The 19,745-nt window shown below is 67.5% G+C and carries 18 protein-coding genes; 2 read left to right on the top strand and 16 right to left on the bottom strand.

Annotation, left to right across the window (positions count from 1 at the left end):
* The 11 genes from AS93_RS19150 to AS93_RS0110445 form a co-directional block, all read right to left on the bottom strand.
* Nucleotides 1-395, bottom strand: a 395-nt coding sequence (locus AS93_RS19150) for an NnrS family protein (RefSeq protein ID WP_037008953.1), incomplete at its 3' end; no start/stop codon positions are given.
* Entirely contained in the window at nucleotides 389-1,222 is an 834-nt protein-coding gene (locus AS93_RS0110400) for an ATP-binding cassette domain-containing protein (protein WP_027590556.1), read from the bottom strand. The genes AS93_RS0110400 and AS93_RS19150, both read right to left, overlap by 7 nt.
* Nucleotides 1,222-2,010, bottom strand: coding sequence for an ABC transporter permease subunit (locus AS93_RS0110405; RefSeq protein WP_027590557.1), 789 nt, complete (start codon nucleotides 2,008-2,010; stop codon nucleotides 1,222-1,224). The genes AS93_RS0110400 and AS93_RS0110405 overlap by 1 nt, the downstream gene beginning before the upstream one ends.
* Complete coding sequence (locus tag AS93_RS0110410) at nucleotides 2,007-2,999, bottom strand: ABC transporter substrate-binding protein (RefSeq protein WP_027590558.1); 993 nt, start codon at nucleotides 2,997-2,999, stop codon at nucleotides 2,007-2,009. The genes AS93_RS0110405 and AS93_RS0110410 overlap by 4 nt, the downstream gene beginning before the upstream one ends.
* Nucleotides 2,999-5,038, bottom strand: coding sequence for a TonB-dependent receptor (locus tag AS93_RS0110415; protein WP_027590559.1), 2,040 nt, complete (start codon nucleotides 5,036-5,038; stop codon nucleotides 2,999-3,001). The genes AS93_RS0110410 and AS93_RS0110415 overlap by 1 nt, the downstream gene beginning before the upstream one ends.
* A gap of 77 nt (nucleotides 5,039-5,115) precedes the next feature.
* Nucleotides 5,116-5,412 carry a winged helix-turn-helix domain-containing protein gene (locus AS93_RS0110420; protein ID WP_027590560.1) on the bottom strand — a complete coding sequence of 99 codons (297 nt, stop codon included), beginning with the start codon at nucleotides 5,410-5,412 and terminating at the stop codon, nucleotides 5,116-5,118.
* Between the two features lie 52 nt (nucleotides 5,413-5,464).
* Nucleotides 5,465-6,844 (bottom strand): sodium:proton antiporter NhaD, encoded by a 1,380-nt coding sequence (gene nhaD / locus AS93_RS0110425; RefSeq protein ID WP_027590561.1) that lies wholly within the window; start codon nucleotides 6,842-6,844, stop codon nucleotides 5,465-5,467.
* Between the two features lie 201 nt (nucleotides 6,845-7,045).
* Entirely contained in the window at nucleotides 7,046-9,880 is a 2,835-nt protein-coding gene (locus AS93_RS0110430; RefSeq protein WP_027590562.1) for a valine--tRNA ligase, read from the bottom strand.
* A 110-nt stretch (nucleotides 9,881-9,990) separates the two neighbouring features.
* Nucleotides 9,991-10,320, bottom strand: coding sequence for a DNA polymerase III subunit chi (locus AS93_RS19155; RefSeq protein ID WP_234702687.1), 330 nt, complete (start codon nucleotides 10,318-10,320; stop codon nucleotides 9,991-9,993).
* A gap of 16 nt (nucleotides 10,321-10,336) precedes the next feature.
* Nucleotides 10,337-10,756, bottom strand: a complete 420-nt coding sequence (locus tag AS93_RS0110440) for a DNA polymerase III subunit chi (protein WP_027590563.1) — start codon at nucleotides 10,754-10,756, stop codon at nucleotides 10,337-10,339.
* A 55-nt stretch (nucleotides 10,757-10,811) separates the two neighbouring features.
* On the bottom strand, nucleotides 10,812-12,299 hold the full coding sequence (locus AS93_RS0110445; RefSeq protein WP_027590564.1) for a leucyl aminopeptidase: 1,488 nt from the start codon (nucleotides 12,297-12,299) through the stop codon (nucleotides 10,812-10,814).
* Between the two features lie 143 nt (nucleotides 12,300-12,442).
* Here AS93_RS0110445 and lptF point away from each other — a divergent pair, with 143 nt between their 5' ends.
* A complete protein-coding gene (lptF, locus tag AS93_RS0110450; RefSeq protein ID WP_027590565.1) occupies nucleotides 12,443-13,549 on the top strand; it encodes an LPS export ABC transporter permease LptF in 1,107 nt (368 codons plus the stop codon).
* Nucleotides 13,546-14,604 (top strand): LPS export ABC transporter permease LptG, encoded by a 1,059-nt coding sequence (gene lptG / locus AS93_RS0110455; protein WP_027590566.1) that lies wholly within the window; start codon nucleotides 13,546-13,548, stop codon nucleotides 14,602-14,604. The genes lptF and lptG overlap by 4 nt, the downstream gene beginning before the upstream one ends.
* Nucleotides 14,605-14,614: 10 nt before the next feature.
* Here lptG and AS93_RS0110460 read toward each other — a convergent pair whose 3' ends face one another.
* The 5 genes from AS93_RS0110460 to gatC form a co-directional block, all read right to left on the bottom strand.
* Complete coding sequence (locus tag AS93_RS0110460) at nucleotides 14,615-15,697, bottom strand: calcium/sodium antiporter (protein ID WP_027590567.1); 1,083 nt, start codon at nucleotides 15,695-15,697, stop codon at nucleotides 14,615-14,617.
* A gap of 97 nt (nucleotides 15,698-15,794) precedes the next feature.
* Nucleotides 15,795-16,202, bottom strand: coding sequence for a septal ring lytic transglycosylase RlpA family protein (locus AS93_RS19160; RefSeq protein WP_037008957.1), 408 nt, complete (start codon nucleotides 16,200-16,202; stop codon nucleotides 15,795-15,797).
* A gap of 108 nt (nucleotides 16,203-16,310) precedes the next feature.
* A complete protein-coding gene (gatB, locus tag AS93_RS0110470; RefSeq protein WP_027590568.1) occupies nucleotides 16,311-17,759 on the bottom strand; it encodes an Asp-tRNA(Asn)/Glu-tRNA(Gln) amidotransferase subunit GatB in 1,449 nt (482 codons plus the stop codon).
* 73 nt (nucleotides 17,760-17,832) lie between these two features.
* Complete coding sequence (gene gatA / locus AS93_RS0110475) at nucleotides 17,833-19,284, bottom strand: Asp-tRNA(Asn)/Glu-tRNA(Gln) amidotransferase subunit GatA (RefSeq protein WP_027590569.1); 1,452 nt, start codon at nucleotides 19,282-19,284, stop codon at nucleotides 17,833-17,835.
* A gap of 15 nt (nucleotides 19,285-19,299) precedes the next feature.
* Nucleotides 19,300-19,587, bottom strand: a complete 288-nt coding sequence (gene gatC, locus AS93_RS0110480; RefSeq protein WP_027590570.1) for an Asp-tRNA(Asn)/Glu-tRNA(Gln) amidotransferase subunit GatC — start codon at nucleotides 19,585-19,587, stop codon at nucleotides 19,300-19,302.
* Between the last annotated feature and the right edge of the window lie 158 nt (nucleotides 19,588-19,745).

Consider the following 19,745-nt stretch of genomic DNA (forward strand, 5'->3'; position numbering starts at 1 on the left):
AGCGGCAGGGCCAGCGCCAGGCCGACGTTGCACAGCGCCGCCGGCCAGGGGCCGAGCAGGCCGCTGAGCCAGAAGCTGGCGCGGGCCAGCAGCCACAGCACCAGCAGCCAGAAGAACAACGGCCGGCCCACCGGCGCGGTGCGGGTGAACTCCGGCACGGCGGTGAGCACGAAGCCGGCCACGGCAGCCAGGCCGAAGCCGAACAGCAGCTCGTGGGCATGCCACACCAGCGGCCCGCCGAGCGCCGTCGGCAGCGGCCACAGGCCGCGCAGATATCCCAGCCACAGGCCGATCAGCAGCACGGCGCTGGCCAGGGTGGCCAGGAAGAACGGGCGGAAGGCGCAGAGCAGCCAGGGTGCGCCCTGCCATCGGGCGGGAACGGCGAGTTTCAGCATCGGCTCGGGCTCCGGGGGGGCGCGTCAAGGGGGCTGTCGGGCAGCACCGAAAGGGTTGCCGGTTGGCCGGCGGGCTGGACGGCGACGGCATCCGGCAGGCCGAAGCTGTCGCGCACCACGCGTTCCTGCAGCAGCTCGGCGGTGGTGCGATACACCCAGGCATCGTCGCGCTGCGCGCGGGGCTGGGCGAGGGCGAAGCGGCCGACGATGCGTCCCGGCTCGGCGGCCATGAGCAGGATGCGGTCGGACAGGCGCACGGCCTCCATCAGATCATGGGTGATCATCAGCACCGCCATGCCGCGCTCGGCCTGCAGTTGCTGCAGCAGCGCGTAGAGCTCGGTCTTCAGGCCGATATCCAGCGCCGCGAACGGCTCATCGAGCAGCAGCAGGTCGGGCTCGGGCAGCAGCGCGCGGGCCAGCGCCACGCGGCTCTGCATGCCGCCGGAGAGCTGGCGCGGGAACTTGTCCAGGTCGTCATGCGACAGGCCCAGGCGCGCGGCCAGGCGGATGGCGGCGGCCTCGCGCCGCGCGCGCGGCACGCCGCGGGCCTTGAGGCTCAGGGCGATGTTGCCCTGCGCGGTCTTCCAGGGCAGCAGGCGTGGCTGCTGGAACAGTGTCACCGGGTTGGCGAAGCCGTTGGCGATTCCGCCGTCCTGCACATCCAGCAGGCCATTGCACAGGTGCAGCAGGGTGGTCTTGCCGCAGCCGGAAGGGCCGACCAGCGCGCAGATCTCGCCAGCGCTCAGGGTGAAGGAAATGTCGGCCAGCACCTGGGTGCGCACGAAGCTGTGCGCCAGTTGGCGGACCTCAAGGCGTGGATGGCTCATCAGGACGGCTCCCGCCAGCGCTCGACTTCGCGTTTGAGCGGCTCCAGCAATAGGTATTCGATAGCCAGCAGCAGGCCGACCACGGCGCTGATCCAGGCCAGGGTGCCGGCGCTGTCCAGGTGCGAACGGGTGATCGCCAGGGCGGCGCCGACGCCGTCCTGGCTGGCCAGCAGCTCGGCCATGATGACGATCTTCCAGGACATGCCCAGCGCCGCCACCCAGGCTGGGAACAGGTAGGAGAACAGGTGCGGCAGGTACACATCCAGCACCATCAGGTGTGGCGGCAGGTGCAGGGTACGCGCCATCTCGCGCAACTGGCCGTCCAGAGTGCGGGTGCCCTGCAGGGCGCCGATGAACACCACCGGGAAGGCGGCGACGAACACCGTGAACACCGGCGTGCCGTCGCTGGCGCCAAACCACAGCATGGCCAGGACCAGCCAGGCGATCGGCGGCATGCCGAGCAGCACGGTGACCAGCGGGCGCGACATCATCGAGGCGGTCATCGACACCCCGGCAGCCAGCCCCAGCGCACTGCCGATCAGCAGCGCCAGCGCCAGCCCGCTCAGCGCACGGCGGCCGGTGATCGCCAGCTCCTGCACGGCGCTGCCCTCGGCCCAGAAACGACCCAGGGAGGCGAATGCCTCCAGGGGTTGAGCCAGCACCAGCGAACCGTAGTGCTCGGCGGCCAGCTGCCAGCCGGCGAACAGCAGCAGCAGGCTGGCCAGGGCACCCCAGCCGCTCCACAGGTAGGCCGGCCAGTCGCCCAGCAGGGTGCGCAGCAGTCTCATGGGCGGGCGTCCAGGTAGAAGCCGTCATCCGGCAACTTGCCGCCGATCAGCGCCGGGTTGCGCGCCTGCAGCTGCTCGAACAGGAACTCCACCTCCGGGCGGGCGTCCGGTGCGGCCTTCGCCTGCATCTGGCTGACCGCCATGGCGTCGCTGACCGCTTCGGGCAGCAGCGCCGGCAGGTGCTTGACCACCAACTGCCCGCACGCCTCGGCGTTGGCCTGGCACCAGGCCAGCGAGTCGGCGTAGGCGCTGGCGACGCGCGCGGCCAGAACGGCGTCCTCGCGGGCCGCGCCGACCAGCGCGATGCCGGCCTGGGCGATGCGCGGCGCGCGCTGGAAGCTCAGTCCCCAGGCCTGCTGGATGTCCAGGCTGCGGTACAGCTCCGGGGCCACCAGGCTGAGCGGGAAGGAGCCGCTCTTGCGCAGCGCCATGGACACCGCCGGCTCGGCCAGCAGGGCATGGTCGACACGGCGCATCAGCAGCAGCTGCAGGGCGTCCATCGGATTGGCCACGTAGCGCAGCGTGAGGTCCTGGCGCGGGTTCAGCCCGGCGCGCTCGGCGAGCAGGCCGAACAGCACGTCGGGCATGTCGCCGCGAAACGGCATGGCGATTTCCTTGCCGCGAAAGTCCTCGATGCGCGTCAGTCCCGGTTCGCGGGACACCATCCACAGCAGCCCCCAGGTGGAGACGTTGAGCAGCGCCACCGGGGCGCCACGGTTGTAGAGGTTGGCGGCGACGTTGACCGGCATGGCCAGCACGTCAGCCTGGCCGTTCAGCGCCATCAGCCGCAGCTGGTCCGGGTCGCGCCAGCTGACGAATGCCACGTTATCGGCCAGGTCGGCGAGCGCGCCGGACTCGACCATGTGGATCAGCGGGTTGGACACCGCCGACAGCGGCCCGGCCAGCAGCAGCCGCTGGCGCGGTTCGGCCTGCGCCGCGCCGACCCACAGCAGGGCAGCGCACAGCAGGTACAGCAGACGAGTGCCCATCAGAATGCTCCGCTCACCGCCAGCACGGCGCCGCGCCCCGGCATGGCCAGTTCCTGGCCGCTGACGCCGTCGGCCAGGTGTTCGTGGTAGCGCTTGTCCAGCAGGTTGTTCAGGCGCAGGTCGAGGCGCGCGGTATCCAGCACGCCGAGGCTGCCGAAGCCCCAGCCGACCCGGGCGTCGACCACCGCGTAGCCGGGCGTGGCGTCCTCGGTGCCGTTGGCGAAGCGGGTAGCGACGCGCTCCTGCTCGGCCACCGCACGCACGCCGGCGCGCCAGGACAGGCCGCGCTCGGCCGGTTGGCCGATGCCCAGGCGCAGCTCGTGGGCGGGCATCTGGTACAGCGGCTCGTCGTACTGCTGGTTCTCGCCGCGCAGCCAGGTGAAGCCGGCATCCAATAGGAAGGCGCCCAGCGGCAGGTCGAGGTTGCCCTCCAGGCCGTAGATCTCCACCTCGTCGATGTTTTCCGTGCGTTTGACCGGCAGGCCCTGTTGCATCTGTCCGCTGACCACGCGGCCGGCGATGTAGTCGTCGATGCGGGTGTGGAAGGCCGCCAATTGGTAGCCGAGCGCACCGTCGCGCCCCTTGAGGCCGATCTCCACGCTGGTGGAGCGTTCCGGGTCCAGCTGTGGGTTGCCGATGTGGTAGTAGCCGTCGCCGCGCGCCGCGTCCTCGAAGCGCTCGCGCAGGTCCGGCGAGCGGTAGGCCTGGCCGAGGTTGGCGTAGGCATTGAGGGTGTCGGTCAGCGGCTGCACCACGCCGAGCGACCAGGAAAGGTTGTTGTCACTGCTTTTCAGACCCTGGGTCTGCGCCATGGGGCCGCTGCCCTTCTGGGCGGCATCGCCCTCGACCCGGTCGTAGCGCAGGCCGGCCGTGAACTGCGTCTGGCCGAGGCTGTATTCATCCTGCACGAACAGGCCGGCGGAGGTGACCTCGCCGTCCTCGAAGGGGTTGTTGAGCACACGCGTGCCGGTCGGCGACAGGTAGCGCTCCGGATCGCCGGTCATCTTCCAGCCGTCGACGCCGATGCTCAGCTGGTGGCTGTCGCCCAGCGAGGCCAGCCAGGTGCTGCGCAGGCCGTGGGTGATGAAGCTGACGTCGTTCTCCACGTAGTTGCGCTGCTGCCGCGAGGACCAGGCGCGGATCTGGCGGAACACCTCCTGGCGGTACAGCTCGGTGGACAGGCTGCCGACGCCGAGCGGCGCATCCAGGCCGAGGGCATAGAGCTCGCGGGTCTGCTCCGGCGAATGCATGGTGATCTCGCCGAGCAGCGCGGCCTGGGCGGGCGGCGCGGACTTGCGCGAGGCCGGATACCAGACGTCGCGGTCGTCGTGGCGTTGGGCGTTGAAACGCAGCACGTAGTCGTCGGCGAGCTTCTGCTGGTACTTGAGCAGCAGGCTGTTGGAGCGGTAGCCGGTGTTCGCCTGCGTACCGTCCGGGCTGTCGTAGTCGCCGACATCGCTGCCGGCCACGCCCGCCACCAGACCGTGATCGGGCCCGGAATCCTCCAGCAGCAGCGCACCGCTCAGGGCATCGTCGACCGTGCCGGCGCTGAGGCCGAACCGACCGCCCTGCCGGTGCCGGTCGCTGAAACGCGCCGGCGGAGTGAGTAGGTTGACCGCGCCACCCAGTGCGCCGCTGCCGTAGAGTACCGAGCCCGGGCCCTTGACCACTTCCACGCGGTCCACCAGGCCCAGGTCGCTGAACGAGGCCAGCGCGCCCTGCGGCTGCGCGGAGTTGACTCGCACGCCATCGACCAGCAGCACCACGCTTTCCTTCTTCAGGCCGCGCAGCACCGGGTTCTGCCCCCAGGCGCCGTCGCTGTGCACGGCCAGGCCGGGCTCGCCGCGCAGCAGGCTGCCCAACGGTTCGCTGCTGGCCGGTTGCGGGCGAAGCACTTCGATGGCCTGCGGGGTGTTCTGGCTGTCACTGGCGTAGCCACGGGCGGTAACCACGGTGCTGTCCAGGGTGAGGGTGTCGGCGAACGCGGGCAGACTGGCCAGGGTGAGGGCCAGGGCGAGCGGGGTGGGGCGCAGGTGCATGTGGAACTCCCAGCGGAATGCGGTTTGGGAGCAATGCTAATCCAAACGAGAAGTATTCTCGCTTGACGAAAATCAAGTCAGGGGTAGCCGAGGATGGCCTTCAGTTGCGGCAGATGGTTTTCGATCCAGCGCGGATCGATCGGGCCCCAGTCGCGGATGCGGTAGCGGCCGGCGTTGTGGCGTTCGCCGTCGCCTTGCTCGAAGGTGCAGTCGATGTCCAGCTCGGCCAGTGCCTCCAGGGTGTCCTGGGCGGTGCGGCGCGGCATGCCGGTGGCGGCCATGATGGCCGGCACGCTGCTGGCGGTTTCGCTGTGGATCAGCCAGGCCACGTACAGGCGGCGGTAGAAGCTGGTCTTGGTCTTGCTCGGTGGCATGGAGGTGACTTCCCTGTCAGGCGGGGCGCCGTAGCGCCCCGGAGGAGGAACATCAGAGGACGTTGATCGCCAGATAGACAACTGCCCCACCGGTATAGCCCAGGAAGGCCAGCAGGCTGACCCGCTTGACGTACCAGAAGAAGCCGATGCGCTCCATGCCCATCGCCGCCACGCCAGCCGCGGAGCCGATGATCAGCGAGCTGCCGCCGGTGCCGGCGCAGAAGGCGAGGAACTCCCAGAAGCGACCGTCGGTGACGAACTGGGCGAGCCAACCGGTTTCCTCGGCAGCGGCGGAGGCCAGCATACCGTCGCTGACCAGCGGGTACATCTTCATGGCACCGGCTACCAGCGGCACGTTGTCGACCACGGCAGAGAGCAGGCCGATGGCGTAGTTGATGGCGAAGATGTTGCCCAGGCTGTCGCGCAGCGCGGTGGCGACCTGGGTCAGGTGGCCGGCGGTGGCCAGCGAGGAAACCGCCAGCAGGATGCCGAGGAAGAACAGGATGCTCGGGGTGTCGACGCGGTGCAGTACGCCGATCACCGACAACGGGTGCTTGTGATCGTCTTTCTTGTCGCGGTGCAGGATTTCGGTGGCAACCCACAGCACGCCGAGGCCGAACAGGATGCCCATGTAGGGCGGCAGGCCGGTGACGGTCTTGAACACCGGCACGAAGATCAGCGCACCGATGCCCATGCTCAACACCAGGTTGCGCTCGAACGGCGTGGTCACCGGCGGGTGCTTCTCGCCCAGGTGTTTCTGGCTGCGCGGGCGCGGCGCTTCGCCGCGCAGACGGAAGCTCAGCACCAGCAGCGGCACCAGCAGGCAGACCAGGCTGGGAATGAACAGCTGGGTGATCACGCCCTGGGCGGTGATCTGGCCGCCGATCCACAGCATGGTGGTGGTCACGTCACCGATCGGCGACCAGGCGCCGCCGGCGTTGGCGGCGATCACCACGACGCCGACATACAGCCAGCGTTCCGGGCGGCCGCGCACCAGCTTGCGCAGCAGCGAGATCATCACGATGGTGGTGGTCAGGTTGTCCAGCACTGCGGACAGGAAGAAGGTCAGCAGGCCGATGATCCACAGCAGAGTGACCCGCTTGCGGGTGCGGATGCGGTCGGTGATCACCTTGAAGCCGCCGTGGGCGTCGATCAGCTCGACGATGGTCATGGCGCCGAGCAGGAAGAACAGGATCTCGGCGATCTCGCCCAGGTGGTGGCGCAGCTCGCCCACCACGAAGACGGAGGAGTCCGCCGGGTTATGGGTGCCGAGCTCCAGCAGCGGCAGGATCTGGTCGGCGCCTAAAACAAGCACCGCCCAGGTGAGGGCGGCGGTGAGGAGGGCCGAGGCGGCCTTGTCGAGTTTGAGCGGATGTTCGAGCGCGATGCACAAATAGCCAACGATAAAGATGGCTGCCATCAGGAGGTACATGGACATGACTCCAAAGTGAGGGGATTCGTGCGCGGGAGGCTCGGCTGGCGAGAAGTTGGTGAGGTAATAGCCAGGCGCCATCATCCGTCATGGCTGGGCATTATGCCTGTTTGGACGGGTGAGCGAAATTGTCGCAGGTCAAGCGTGCGGAAAAACCCGGAAACAGATCGCGGTTCGATCTGTTCCGGGCTTCGGGGGAGGTTACAGCGTGGCGATGCGTTCGCGCTGTTCAGCCAGCTTGGCCAGGGCCTGCTCGGCCTCGGCCAGCTTGGCGCGCTCCTTGTCGATTACCGCCGGCGGGGCCTTGTCGACGAAGCTGGCGTTGGACAGCTTGCCGCCGACGCGCTGTACCTCGCCCTGCAGGCGGGCAATTTCCTTGTCCAGGCGCGCCAGCTCGGCATCCTTGTCGATCAGCCCGGCCATCGGCACCAGCACGCGCATCTCGCCGACCAGGGCGATGGCGGCCAGCGGCTCGCGCTCCTCGGCGCCCAGTACGCGCACCGATTCCAGCTTGGCCAGCTTGGCCAGCAGTGGCTCGAAGTCGCCCAGGCGGCGGCGATCCTGCTCGCTGGCGTTGGCCAGCACCACGTTGATGCGCTTGGCCATGGAGATGTTCATCTCGCCGCGAATCTGCCGCACGCCGAGCATGAAGGTCTTCACCCAGGCGATGTCGGCCTCGGCATCGGCGTCCAGCCTGGCCTCGTTCGCCACCGGCCAGGGTTGCAGCATCAGGGTCGGGCCTTCCTTGCCGGCCAGGCCCTTGATGCGCTGCCAGATCTCTTCGGTGATGAACGGCATGATCGGGTGGGCCAGGCGCAGGATGACTTCCAGCACGCGCACCAGGGTGCGGCGGGTACCGCGCAGGCGCTCGGCGGGCGCGTTCTCGTCCCACAGCACCGGCTTGACCAGCTCCAGGTACCAGGCGCAGTACTCGTCCCAGATGAACTCGTAGAGGGCCTGGGCGGCCAGGTCGAAGCGGAAGGCGTCCAGGTGGCGGGTGACATCGTCCTCGCAGCGCTGCAGCGCGGAGATGATCCAGCGGTCCACGGCGGACAGCTCGACGGGCTCATCGTTGACGCCGCAGTCCTTGCCGTCGGTGTTCTCCAGCACGAAGTTGGTGGCGTTCCACAGCTTGTTGCAGAAGTTGCGGTAGCCCTCGACGCGGCCCATGTCGAACTTGATGTCGCGGCCGGTGGAGGCCAGCGAGCAGAAGGTGAAGCGCAGGGCGTCGGTGCCGTAGCTGGCGATGCCTTCCGGGAACTCGGCGCGGGTCTGCTTGGCGATCTTCTCGGCCAGCTTGGGCTGCATCATGCCGCTGGTGCGCTTGGCCACCAGGGTTTCCAGGTCGATGCCGTCGACGATGTCCAGCGGGTCGAGCACGTTGCCCTTGGACTTGGACATCTTGTGGCCCTGGCTGTCGCGCACCAGGCCATGGACATAGACGGTTTTGAACGGGATCTCGCCCATCAGGTGGGTGGACAGCATGATCATCCGGGCGACCCAGAAGAAAATGATGTCGAAGCCGGTGACCAGCACGTCGGTGGGGTGGAAGGTCTTCAGGAAGTCGGTCTGCTGCGGCCAGCCGAGGGTCGAGAAGGTCCACAGGCCGGAGCTGAACCAGGTGTCCAGCACGTCGTCATCCTGGCGCAGCGCCTCGTCGTTGCGGATGCCGTGCTTCTTGCGCACCTCCGCCTCGTCGCGGCCGACGTAGACGTTGCCCGCTTCGTCGTACCAGGCCGGAATGCGGTGGCCCCACCACAGCTGGCGGCTGATGCACCAGTCCTGGATGTCGCGCATCCAGCTGAAGTACATGTTCTCGTACTGCTTGGGCACGAACTGGATCTCGCCGCTCTCCACCACGGCGATGGCCTTCTCGGCCAGCGGTTTGGTGGACACGTACCACTGGTCGGTCAGCCAGGGCTCGATGACCGTGCCGGAACGGTCGCCCTTGGGCACCTTCAGGGCGTGATCGTCGATCTTCTCCAGCAGGCCCATGGCCTCGAACTCGGCAACGATGGCCTTGCGGGCATCGAAGCGGTCCATGCCGGCATAGGCGGCCGGCAGTTCGGCATCGACGTGCTCGTTGACACTGCCGTCCAGGTTGAACACCTGGGCGCGCGCCAGCACGGCGGCGTTCTTGTCGAAGATGTTGATCAGCGGCAGGTTGTGGCGCTTGCCGACTTCATAGTCGTTGAAGTCGTGGGCCGGGGTGATCTTCACGCAGCCGGTGCCGAACTCGCGGTCGACGTAGTCGTCGGCGACGATGGGAATCAGGCGGTTGACCAGCGGCAGCAGCACGTGGCGGCCGATCAGGTCCTTGTAGCGCTCGTCCTCAGGGTGTACGGCCACGGCGGCGTCGCCGAGCATGGTTTCCGGGCGGGTGGTGGCCACCACCAGGTAGCTCAGCCCTTCGGCGGTCTTCGCGCCCTCGGCCAGCGGATAGCGCAGGTGCCAGAGATGGCCCTTCTCGTCGTGGTTCTCCACTTCCAGGTCGGAAATGGCGGTGTGCAGCTTGGTGTCCCAGTTGACCAGGCGCTTGCCGCGGTAGATCAGGCCGTCCTCGTGCAGGCGCACAAAGGCTTCCTTGACTGCCTCGGACAGGCCTTCGTCCATGGTGAAGCGCTCGCGCGACCAGTCCACCGAGCTGCCCAGGCGACGGATCTGCCGGGTGATGGTGCCACCGGACTGCTCCTTCCATTCCCAGACCTTCTCCAGGAACTTCTCGCGGCCCAGATCATGGCGCGACAGGTTCTGCGCGGCCAGCTGGCGCTCCACCACCATCTGGGTGGCGATGCCGGCGTGGTCGGTGCCCGGCTGCCACAGGGTGTTGCGACCCTGCATGCGGCGGAAGCGGATCAGCGCATCCATGATCGCGTTGTTGAAACCATGGCCCATGTGCAGGCTGCCGGTCACGTTCGGCGGCGGCAGGGCGATGGTGTAGGACTCGCCGGACCCTTGCGGGGCGAAATAGTTGTTCGCCTCCCATTCGGCGTACCAACGGGATTCAATGGCGTGCGGCTGGTAGGTCTTGTCCATGCGGCGGGACCCTTAACGGCTGATCGGAAAAAGCCGGTGAGTATAAGGCAAAGCCGCGATGCCTGTGGGAGCGGCTTTTGCCGCACGAATTTCCCTGCGGCGCGTTCCCGTTACGACTTCCCGGCGCGGATCAGGGTGCCCATGCGCTGGCGCAGCCGCTTGCGGATTTCGTCCTCGATGCGCGGCAGGTACTCATCCAGCACTTCCTGGAAGACCAGCTCGGCCGCATTGCGCAACTCGTCGTTGCTGCGCCGCTCGGTACTCGGCGCGGCGGCCGGCTTTGGCGGAAGAACGCCCGGCTCGAGCACATCGCTGAGCACGGGAATGCCATCGGCATCCAGGGCATCGGTGAGCAACGGCGGCTCGGGGGCGACCCGAGGGCGTTGCGCGCCCGGACTTTGCAGCGGGGAAGTGGGGCGGGGCGGCGGTTTGCGTTCCATGACGGCTGGTGGACGCTCAGAGTTCGACACGCTGTGGAGCATAGCCGCGTTGGCGGTACTGACGGAAATGTTCCCGGCAGATGGTCAGCAGCTCGGGCGCCTGGTTGACGATCTCGATCACCCGGCTGTAGCGCTCGGGGTCGGCAGGCAGATCGGGGTGCAGGTTGATCAGCAGACCCTGCGCATGGGCCGGTTGCTGGTCGACGCCGATCACCACCGGGGCATCCGCGCCATCCTCGTGGCGGTTGTGGGGGATGAAGCTGGCGCTGCGGTAGCTCCACAGCAGGTTGTCCAGCGCTTCGCAGTCGGCCTCGTCCGCGCCGCGGATGAACACGGTCAGGCCGGCGCGCCAGGCCTTGCCGGCCAACTGGCAGGCGACCTTGAGGCGCTGGCGCGGATCGGTATCGGGCAGGACGTAGAACTCGACGCGTGGCATGCGGCTTCCGGGTCAGGTGAGGCGGGCGCCGGATCTCGACGCCCGCGCGGGAGGATCAGCCCTCGCTGCGGTCCAGCAGGTACTGGGTCAGCAGCGGGACCGGGCGGCCGGTGGCGCCCTTTTCCTTGCCGCCGCTGATCCAGGCGGTGCCGGCGACATCCAGGTGCGCCCAGGGATACGCCTTGGTGAAGCGCGACAGGAAGCAGGCGGCGGTGATGGTGCCGGCCTTCGGGCCGCCGATGTTGGCGATGTCGGCGAACGGACTGTCCAGCTGTTCCTGGTAGTCGTCGAACAGCGGCAGCTGCCAGGCGCGGTCGTCGGCGGCCACGCCGGCGCCCAGCAGCTGCTGCACCAGGGCGTCGTCGTTGCCCATCAGGCCGGAGGTCTGGCTGCCCAGCGCGACGATGCAGGCGCCGGTCAGGGTGGCGATATCCACCACGGCCTTGGGCTTGAAGCGCTCGGCGTAGGTCAGGGTGTCGCACAGCACCAGGCGGCCTTCGGCGTCGGTGTTGAGGATCTCCACGGTCTGCCCGCTCATGGTGGTGACGATGTCGCCCGGGCGGGTGGCGCGGCCGCTCGGCATGTTCTCCGCGCAGGCCAGCAGGCCGACCAGGTTGATCGGCAGGCCGAGTTCCAGCACGGTCTTGAAGGTGCCGAGCACGCTGGCGGCGCCGCACATGTCGTACTTCATCTCGTCCATGCCCGGGCCGGGCTTGAGGCTGATGCCGCCGGTGTCGAAGGTGATGCCCTTGCCGACCAGCACGTAGGGCTGCTCGCTTTTCTTCTTCGCGCCCTGGTACTGCAGGACGATCAGTCGCGGCGGCTGCTCGCTGCCCTGGGCCACGGCGAGGAAGGCGCCCATGCCCAGCTCACGCAGCTTTTTCTCGGTGAGAATTTCGACCTTCAGGTGCTTGTGTTCGACGGCCAGCGCCTCGGCCTGTTCTGCCAGGAAGCTCGGGTGGCACAGATTCGGCGGCAGGTTGCCCAGATCGCGGGCCAGTGCCATGCCGGCGGCGATGGCGCTGGCCTGGCGGGTGGCGCGCTCGGCGTCATCGGTGGCGGCGGTCAGCAGGGTGATCTTCTTCAGCTTGCGCGGCTTGGCCTTTTCGCTCTTGAAGCGGTCGAATACGTAGTTGCCGTCGGCCAGGCACTCGGCGATCAGGCGGGCGCGGCCGTAGGCGTCGCGGTCCTTGACCTGCACGTCGTCGAAGGCCAGCGCGGCATCGCCGCCGGCCAGTTCCTTGAGCACGCCGAAGGTGGCGCCGAGCACCTTGCGGAACTGCTTGGCGGACAGGGAGTCTTCCTTGCCGCGGCCGACCAGCAGGATGCGCTCGGCCTTGATGTTCGGCAGGCCCTGCAGCAGCAGAGTCTGGCCCGGCTTGCCGGCCAGGTCGCCACGCTTGAGCAGCGCGCCCAGCGCGCCCTCGCTGGCGGTGTCCACCGCACGGGCCTGCTCGCCCAGCTGCTGGTCTTCGCCGACCGCCAGCACCAGCGTGGCGGTCTTCAGGGTTTCCGGGCGGGTATTTTTGACAAGGAATTCCATTGCTGTGTGTCCCCAAGACAAAGGGTCGGCTTTGCAGGATAATCGCCGGCTGATTTCAGTGGCTCGCCGGACGGTGGGCCGGCCCGAGAATGCGGCTAGTGTGAGCGTTGCCGCCCGCGGCTGACAACCCTGGAGTGCCCCGTGTGATCATCTTCCGCTACCTGTCCCGCGAGCTGTTGGTCACCGCCACCGCGGTCAGCGCCGTGCTGCTGGTGATCATCATGAGCGGGCGCTTCATCAAGTACCTGGCACAGGCGGCGCAGGGCATGCTCGACCCCAGCGTGCTGATGTGGGTGATGCTCTATCGCATGCCGGGTTTCCTGCAGTTGATCCTGCCGCTGGGCTTCTTCCTGGCGATCATGCTCAGCTACGGCCGCCTGTACCTGGAAAGCGAAATGGCCGCGCTGTCGGCGTCCGGCATGAGCCAGCAGCGCCTGCTGCTCTACACCCTGGGGCCGGCCGCGCTGCTGGCGCTGGTGGTGGGCTGGCTGTCGCTGGCGCTGGCGCCGACCAGCGCCCAGTCCTCGTGGGAACTGCTGGCGTCGCAGAAGAACCTGAGCGAACTGGAGACGCTGTCCGCGGGGCGCTTCCAGGAGCTGAGCTCCGGCAGCCGGGTGACCTACACCGAGTCCCTGAATGCCGAGCGAACGGTGCTGAACGGCGTGTTCATCACTGAGCGTGACAAGAATGGGCAGATCACCAACCTGGTGGCCGAAACCGGTCGGCAGCTGATCCAGGAGGATGGCCGACGCTATCTGGTTCTGGAGAACGGCTACCGGTACGACGGCGTCCCGGGCCATGCGGATTACCGGGTGCTGCGGTACGACCGCTACGGCGTGCTGCTGCCCAGCCCGGAGGGCGGCCTGACCCCTAATCGCAGCCTGGATGATGATCCCACCGCCAGCCTGTGGGGACACGCCGGCCGGGCCCAGCAGGCGGAGCTGCAGTGGCGTCTGTCGCTGCCGCTCATCGTGCTGGTGATGACCCTGTTCGCCGTGCCGATGGCCAAGGCCAACCCGCGCCAGGGCCGTTACCTCAAGCTGCTGCCGGCGCTGTTTCTGTACATGAGTTATCTCGGCCTGCTGATCGCCATGCGCAGCCAGGTGGAAAAGGGCGGCATCCCCCCGCAGATCGGCCTCTGGTGGGTGCACCTGCTGTTCCTGATCATTGGCGCGCTGATCTTCTTCTGGGAGCCGCTGTCGTTGAAGTGGGCCGCGCTGCGCGCCGCCCGGCAGGAGGGTCGCCCATGAACCGGCTGGATCGTTACATCGGTCGCCAGGTGCTGATGTCCATTCTGGCGGTCCTCGGGGTCCTGTGGGGATTGTCGCTGCTGTTCGCGCTGATCGATGAGCTGGCTTTCATGCGCGGCCAGTACGGCGTGCCCGAGGTGATCGAGTATGTGCTGCTGACTTCGCCACGCCGTCTGTATGAATTGCTTCCGATGGGCGCGCTGATCGGCTGCCTGATCGGCCTGGGCACGCTGGCGAGCAGCAGCGAACTGACGGTGATGCGCGCTTCCGGTGTGCCGCTGGTGCGTATCGTCGGGGCGGTAATGGCGCCGATGCTGCTGCTGATGGTGCTGGGCCTGGCGTTGTCCGAATTCGTGATGCCGAAAACCGAGGTACTCGCCGATTTCAAGCGCGAAATGGCGCGCAACGGTGGTCAGGCGCTGAGCTCCAAGGGGTTGTGGCATCGGGAAGGCAACCAGTACGTGCACATCAACGCCGCGCGCAGCGATGGCGTGATGCTGGGTATCACGCGCTTTACCTTCGATGACGCGCGGGTACTGCGGGAGTCGAGCTTTGCCGCCCGCGCCGAGTTCGTCGGCGATCACTGGGTCCTGCACGAAGTGGTCGGCACGCGTTTCGCCGAGCAGAGCACCGAGGTCATCCGGCAGCCCACCGAGATTTGGCGGGTGGAACTGACGCCGCAGCTGGTCGGCACCCTGATCACCGAACCGGACGCCCTGTCCATCAGTGGCCTGTGGCAGTACGCGCGCTTCCTCGGCGGCCAGGGGCTGGACAACGGCCCCTACTGGCTGGCGTTCTGGGGCAAGGTGCTGCAGCCGCTGATCACCGCCTCGCTGGTGATCCTGGCCATATCCTTCATCTTCGGCCCGCTGCGCTCGGTGACCCTCGGCCAGCGCATCTTCACCGGCGTGCTGGTGGGCTTCGTGTTCCGCATCATCCAGGACCTGCTAGGCCCGGCCAGTCTGGTATTTGGCTTCTCGCCCCTGCTGGCGGTGGTGCTGCCGGGCGCGGTCTGTGCCCTGATCGGCCTGCGGCTGTTACAGCGCGCAGGCTGACCTGAAGGATTCAGCGCTGGCGGCGCCAGGCGTTGCCAGCGATCACCAGCAGGGTGACGGCGGTCAGCGGCAGGGCGTAGCCGACCAGGGCATGACCGAGAATGCTGGCTTGCGGCAAGCCGACGCTGAACAGCACCAGATAGCTGGTGTAGGCGACGTAGTAAGCCAGGAACAGAAGGCCTTCCCAGCGGTTGATCCGGTAGCCGACGAAGAACACCGGCAGGCAGGCCACGGCCACGGCGATCATCACCGGGAAATCGAAGGCCAGGGCGTTGGGGGAGACCGAGATCGCCGCAGGCGATACCAGCGAGGCCAGGCCCAGCACGCACAGCAGGTTGAAGATGTTGCTGCCGACGATGTTGCCTACCGCGATATCGCGCTCGCCCTTGACGGCGGCGATCAGCGAGGTGGCCAGCTCTGGCAGCGAGGTGCCGACCGCGATCACCGTCAGGCCGATGACCAGCTCGGAAAAGCCCAGCGCCCGCGCCAGTGACACGGCACCTTCCACCAGCAGGTTGGCGCCACCCACCAACAGCGCCAGACCGGCGACCAGCAACAGCAGATCGCGGGCCCAGGCGTAGGGCTTGGGTGTCTCGTGCAGGCCGTATTCGGTGCCGAACTCATCGCTGGCACTGCCCGGATCCTTGCGGCTCTGCACGATCAGGAACAGCGTGTAGATCACCACGGCGGCAAACAGCAGGGCGCCGTCGAGGCGGCTCAGCTCGCCATCCCAGGCCAGGGCAAACACCACCAGGCTGGCGCCGATCATGATCGGCACGTCCAGGCGGATCAGCTGGCGCGACACCGTGAGCGGCGCGATCAGCGCGGTGAGGCCGAGGATCAGCAGCACGTTGGCGATATTGCTGCCCACCACGTTGCCGATCGCCAGGTCGCCGCTGCCGGCCAGTGCCGACTGCACGCTGACGGCGGTTTCCGGCGCGCTGGTGCCGAAGGCCACCACGGTCAGGCCGATCACGAGGGGTGAGATGCCGAAGCGCGCGGCCAGGCGCGCGGCGCCCCGTACCAGCAGCTCGGCGCCGATCACCAGCAGGATCAGCCCCGCGATCAGATAGACGAACGTCATCAGACTCATGAATGTGCATCCTGGAAGCGGGCCGGCGGGCCCGAAGGGTTTCGTTCAGCGGGGCCGCGCTTGTGCCGGCCACGCCATCAGGGCGAGAAAAAGGTATTCAATTGCGGCTGGTCAATCGCTCCACGCGCACCTGGGCGACACCGCTGCGCAGCATGTCCAGACGTTTGGCGGCGGCGCGCGACAGATCGATCACCCGTCCCTTGGCATAGGGGCCGCGGTCGTTGATGCGCACCACCACCGACTTGCCGTTCTTCAGGTTGGTGACTTTCACACGCGTGCCGAAGGGCAGGCTGCGATGGGCGGCGGTGAGGTCATGCTGGTCGAAGGGCTCGCCGCTGGCGGTCTTGCGACCGTGAAAGCGCGGGCCATACCAGGAGGCCTTGCCTTCCAGGGTCTTGTGCGGGCTGGCTTCGACCGGGGCGGGAAGCAGCGCGGTGTGCTGGTTGCCGGGGTTGCTGCAGGCGAATAACAGTACGGCGCTGAGCAGGATAAAGAGATAACGCATGCGAGGACCGGATGGGTTAGGCGCCCACGATGGGCAGGATAACGGCATGCCGGTGATCCGCCCGGATACGGCATGCCCCGGTGCCGGCCTTCCATGGCCGACGGGTAATCAACCTTCGAGTTTCTTCTTGAGCAATTGGTTCACCTGGCCGGGGTTGGCCTTGCCCTTGGAGGCCTTCATGGCCTGGCCGACGAAGAAGCCGAACATCTTGGCGCGCTTGGCCTCGTCGCTGGCGCGGTACTGCTCGACCTGCTCGGCGTTGGCCGCCAGCACCTCATCCAGCATGGCTTCGATGGCGCCGCTGTCGGTGACCTGCTTGAGGCCCTTGCTTTCGATGATCGCATCGGCCGTCGCGCCTTCGCCGGCGGCCAGGGCTTCGAAGACCATCTTGGCGATCTTGCCGCTGATGGTGTTGTCCTGGATGCGCTGGATCAGCCCGCCGAGCTGGGCGGCAGAGACCGGCGACTGCTCGATGTCCAGGCCTTCCTTGTTGAGCAGGCTGGACAGCTCGCCCATCACCCAGTTGGCGGCCAGCTTGGCGTCGCCGCAGACCTGCTGGACGGCCTCGAAGTAGTCGGCCATTTCGCGGCTGGCGCTCAGCACGCTGGCGTCGTAGGTCGACAGGCCGAACTGGCTTTCGAAGCGTGCGCGCTTCTCGGCCGGCAGCTCCGGCAGCTCGCCGCGCACCTGCTCGATGAAGCTGTCCTCCAGCACCACCGGCAGCAGGTCGGGGCAGGGGAAGTAGCGGTAGTCGTTGGCTTCTTCCTTGCCGCGCATGGAGCGGGTCTCGTCCTTGTTCGGGTCATACAGGCGGGTTTCCTGAATGACCTTGCCGCCGTCCTCGATCAGCTCGATCTGCCGCTGGATCTCGTGGTTGATCGCCTTCTCGATGAAGCGGAACGAGTTGACGTTCTTGATCTCGGCGCGGGTGCCGAACGCTTCCTGGCCCTTGGGGCGCACCGACACGTTGCAGTCGCAGCGCAGCGAGCCTTCGGCCATGTTGCCGTCGCAGATCCCCAAGTAGCGCACCAGGGCGTGGATGGCCTTGACGTAGGCCACCGCTTCCTTGGCCGAGCGGATATCCGGTTCGGAGACGATTTCCAGTAGCGGCGTGCCGGCGCGGTTCAGGTCGATCCCGGACATGCCATGGAAGTCCTCGTGCAGGCTCTTGCCGGCGTCTTCTTCCAGGTGCGCGCGGGTGATGCCGATGCGCTTGACCGTGCCGTCTTCCAGGGTGATGTCCAGGTGGCCCTTGCCGACGATGGGGTGGTCCATCTGGCTGGTCTGATAGCCCTTGGGCAGGTCCGGGTAGAAGTAGTTCTTGCGCGCGAACACATTGGTGCGGCCCAGTTCGGCGTCAATGGCCAGGCCGAACTTCACCGCCATGCGCACGGCCTGCTCATTCAGCACCGGCAGGGTGCCCGGCATGCCCAGGTCGACCAGGCTGGCCTGGGTGTTGGGCTCGGCGCCGAAGGTGGTGGCGCTGGCCGAGAAGATCTTCGATTGGGTGGAGAGCTGGGCGTGGATTTCCAGGCCGATCACGGTTTCCCATTGCATGTGGGGCGTTCCTCGAATTCTGTAAGCCCCTCTCCCCTCGCGGGAGAGGGGTTGGGGAGAGGGGGCAAGCCTTTTAAAACCCTTCCGGCGCGCGGGTGTGCCAGTCGCTGACCTGCTGGTACTGGTGCGCCACGTTGAGCAGGCGGCCTTCCTGGAAATACGGCGCCAGCAGCTGCACGCCCACCGGCAGGCCGTCGACGAAGCCAGCCGGCATGGACAGGCCCGGAATACCGGCCAGGTTGGCGGTGATGGTGTAGATGTCTTCCAGGTAGGCGGCGACCGGGTCGTTGGCCTTCTCGCCGAGCTTCCAGGCCGGGTTCGGCGTGGTCGGGCCGAGGATCAGGTCCACCTCGCTGAAGGCGGCGACGAAGTCGTTCTTGATCAGCCGGCGGATCTTCTGCGCCTTCAGGTAGTAGGCATCGTAGTAGCCGGCCGACAGCGCGTAGGTGCCGACCATGATGCGGCGCTTCACCTCGGCGCCGAAGCCTTCACCGCGCGAACGCTTGTACAGGTCTTCGAGGTTGACCGGGCTCTCGCAGCGGTAGCCGAAGCGCACGCCGTCGAAGCGCGACAGGTTGGAGCTGGCCTCGGCCGGGGCGATCACGTAGTACGCCGGGATGGCGTGCCGCATGTTCGGCAGGCTGATGTCCTTCACGGTGGCGCCGAGCTTCTTCAGCTCTTCCACCACGGCCAGCACGCGCTCGGCGATACGGCTATCGAGACCGTCACCGAAGTACTCCTTCGGCAGGCCGATGCGCAGGCCGGCCAGCGGCTGGTTCAGCGCGGCCAGGTAGTCGTCCACCGGCTGGTCGACGCAGGTGGAATCCTTCGGGTCGAAGCCGGCCATGGCCCCCAGCAGCAGGGCGCAATCCTCGGCGGTGCGGGCGATCGGGCCGCCCTGGTCGAGGCTGGAGGCGTAGGCGATCATGCCCCAGCGCGACACACGCCCGTAGGTGGGCTTGAGGCCGGTGAGGTTGGTCAGTGCCGCCGGCTGGCGGATCGAGCCGCCGGTGTCGGTGCCGGTGGCGGCCGGGATCAGTCGCGCGGCCACGGCGGCGGCCGAGCCGCCGGAGGAGCCGCCCGGTACGCGGCTGGTATCCCAGGGGTTTTTCACCGGGCCGTAATGGCTGGACTCGTTGGCCGAGCCCATGGCGAACTCGTCCATGTTCAGCTTGCCGAGGCTGACGGCGCCGGCGGCGGCGAGCTTCTCGACCACGGTGGCGTCGTACGGCGCCTGGAAGCCGGTGAGGATCTTCGAGGCGCAGCTGGTCAGCACGCCCTGGGTACAGAACAGGTCCTTGTGGGCGATCGGCGCGCCGAGCAGGGCGCCGCTCTCGCCGGCGGCGCGACGAGCGTCGGCGGCCCGGGCCTGTTGCAGGGCCTGTTCCTCAGTGACGGTGATGAAGCTGTTCAGTTGCGGGTCGAGCTGGCGGATGCGGCCCAGCAGCGCGCGGCTCAGCTCTTCGGCGGAAAACTGCTTGGCGGCCAGCGCACGGGCGATCTCGGCCAGGGTCAGTTGGTGCATGGGAAACCCTTTCCTTTATTCGATGACTTTCGGCACGAGGTACAGGCCGTTTTCCACGGCCGGGGCGATGGCCTGGTAGTCATCGCGATGATTCTGCTCGGTGACCACGTCGGCGCGCAGGCGCTGGGTGGCTTCCAGCGGGTGGGCCAGCGGCTCGACACCGTCGGTGTCCACAGCCTGCATGGCGTCGATCAGGCCGAGGATGTTGTTCAGGGTCTCGGTGGTTTGCGGAATCTCGCTTTCGCCGAGCCCCAGGCGGGCCAGGTGGGCGATCTTTTCCACGTCGGAGCGTTCAAGCGCCATCGGGGAGTCTCCAGGAAACGCGCGGAAGGCGGGGCCGCGATGGCGCTGCCCCGCGAAATGCCGATGCATCGGGCCTCTGGCCCGGTCGTGAGCGTGGCAATCTAACACAGAGCCAGCCTTGCCCAAAATTCCCCCACTTTGCTAGAGTCAGCTGCCTT

This window comes from Pseudomonas sp. RL, assembly GCF_000647775.1.
GTDB lineage: Bacteria > Pseudomonadota > Gammaproteobacteria > Pseudomonadales > Pseudomonadaceae > Serpens > Serpens flexibilis.

What these genes read in the sequence shown, in the direction of transcription:
- AS93_RS0110400 (WP_027590556.1), bottom strand. Translation starts at nt 1,222, where the DNA reads ATGAGCCATCCACGCCTTGAGGTCCGCCAACTGGCGCACAGCTTCGTG.
- AS93_RS0110405 (WP_027590557.1), bottom strand. Translation starts at nt 2,010, where the DNA reads ATGAGACTGCTGCGCACCCTGCTGGGCGACTGGCCGGCCTACCTGTGG.
- AS93_RS0110410 (WP_027590558.1), bottom strand. Translation starts at nt 2,999, where the DNA reads ATGGGCACTCGTCTGCTGTACCTGCTGTGCGCTGCCCTGCTGTGGGTC.
- AS93_RS0110415 (WP_027590559.1), bottom strand. Translation starts at nt 5,038, where the DNA reads ATGCACCTGCGCCCCACCCCGCTCGCCCTGGCCCTCACCCTGGCCAGT.
- AS93_RS0110420 (WP_027590560.1), bottom strand. Translation starts at nt 5,412, where the DNA reads ATGCCACCGAGCAAGACCAAGACCAGCTTCTACCGCCGCCTGTACGTG.
- nhaD (WP_027590561.1), bottom strand. Translation starts at nt 6,844, where the DNA reads ATGTACCTCCTGATGGCAGCCATCTTTATCGTTGGCTATTTGTGCATC.
- AS93_RS0110430 (WP_027590562.1), bottom strand. Translation starts at nt 9,880, where the DNA reads ATGGACAAGACCTACCAGCCGCACGCCATTGAATCCCGTTGGTACGCC.
- AS93_RS19155 (WP_234702687.1), bottom strand. Translation starts at nt 10,320, where the DNA reads ATGGAACGCAAACCGCCGCCCCGCCCCACTTCCCCGCTGCAAAGTCCG.
- AS93_RS0110440 (WP_027590563.1), bottom strand. Translation starts at nt 10,756, where the DNA reads ATGCCACGCGTCGAGTTCTACGTCCTGCCCGATACCGATCCGCGCCAG.
- AS93_RS0110445 (WP_027590564.1), bottom strand. Translation starts at nt 12,299, where the DNA reads ATGGAATTCCTTGTCAAAAATACCCGCCCGGAAACCCTGAAGACCGCC.
- lptG (WP_027590566.1), top strand. Translation starts at nt 13,546, where the DNA reads ATGAACCGGCTGGATCGTTACATCGGTCGCCAGGTGCTGATGTCCATT.
- AS93_RS0110460 (WP_027590567.1), bottom strand. Translation starts at nt 15,697, where the DNA reads ATGAGTCTGATGACGTTCGTCTATCTGATCGCGGGGCTGATCCTGCTG.
- AS93_RS19160 (WP_037008957.1), bottom strand. Translation starts at nt 16,202, where the DNA reads ATGCGTTATCTCTTTATCCTGCTCAGCGCCGTACTGTTATTCGCCTGC.
- gatB (WP_027590568.1), bottom strand. Translation starts at nt 17,759, where the DNA reads ATGCAATGGGAAACCGTGATCGGCCTGGAAATCCACGCCCAGCTCTCC.
- gatA (WP_027590569.1), bottom strand. Translation starts at nt 19,284, where the DNA reads ATGCACCAACTGACCCTGGCCGAGATCGCCCGTGCGCTGGCCGCCAAG.
- gatC (WP_027590570.1), bottom strand. Translation starts at nt 19,587, where the DNA reads ATGGCGCTTGAACGCTCCGACGTGGAAAAGATCGCCCACCTGGCCCGC.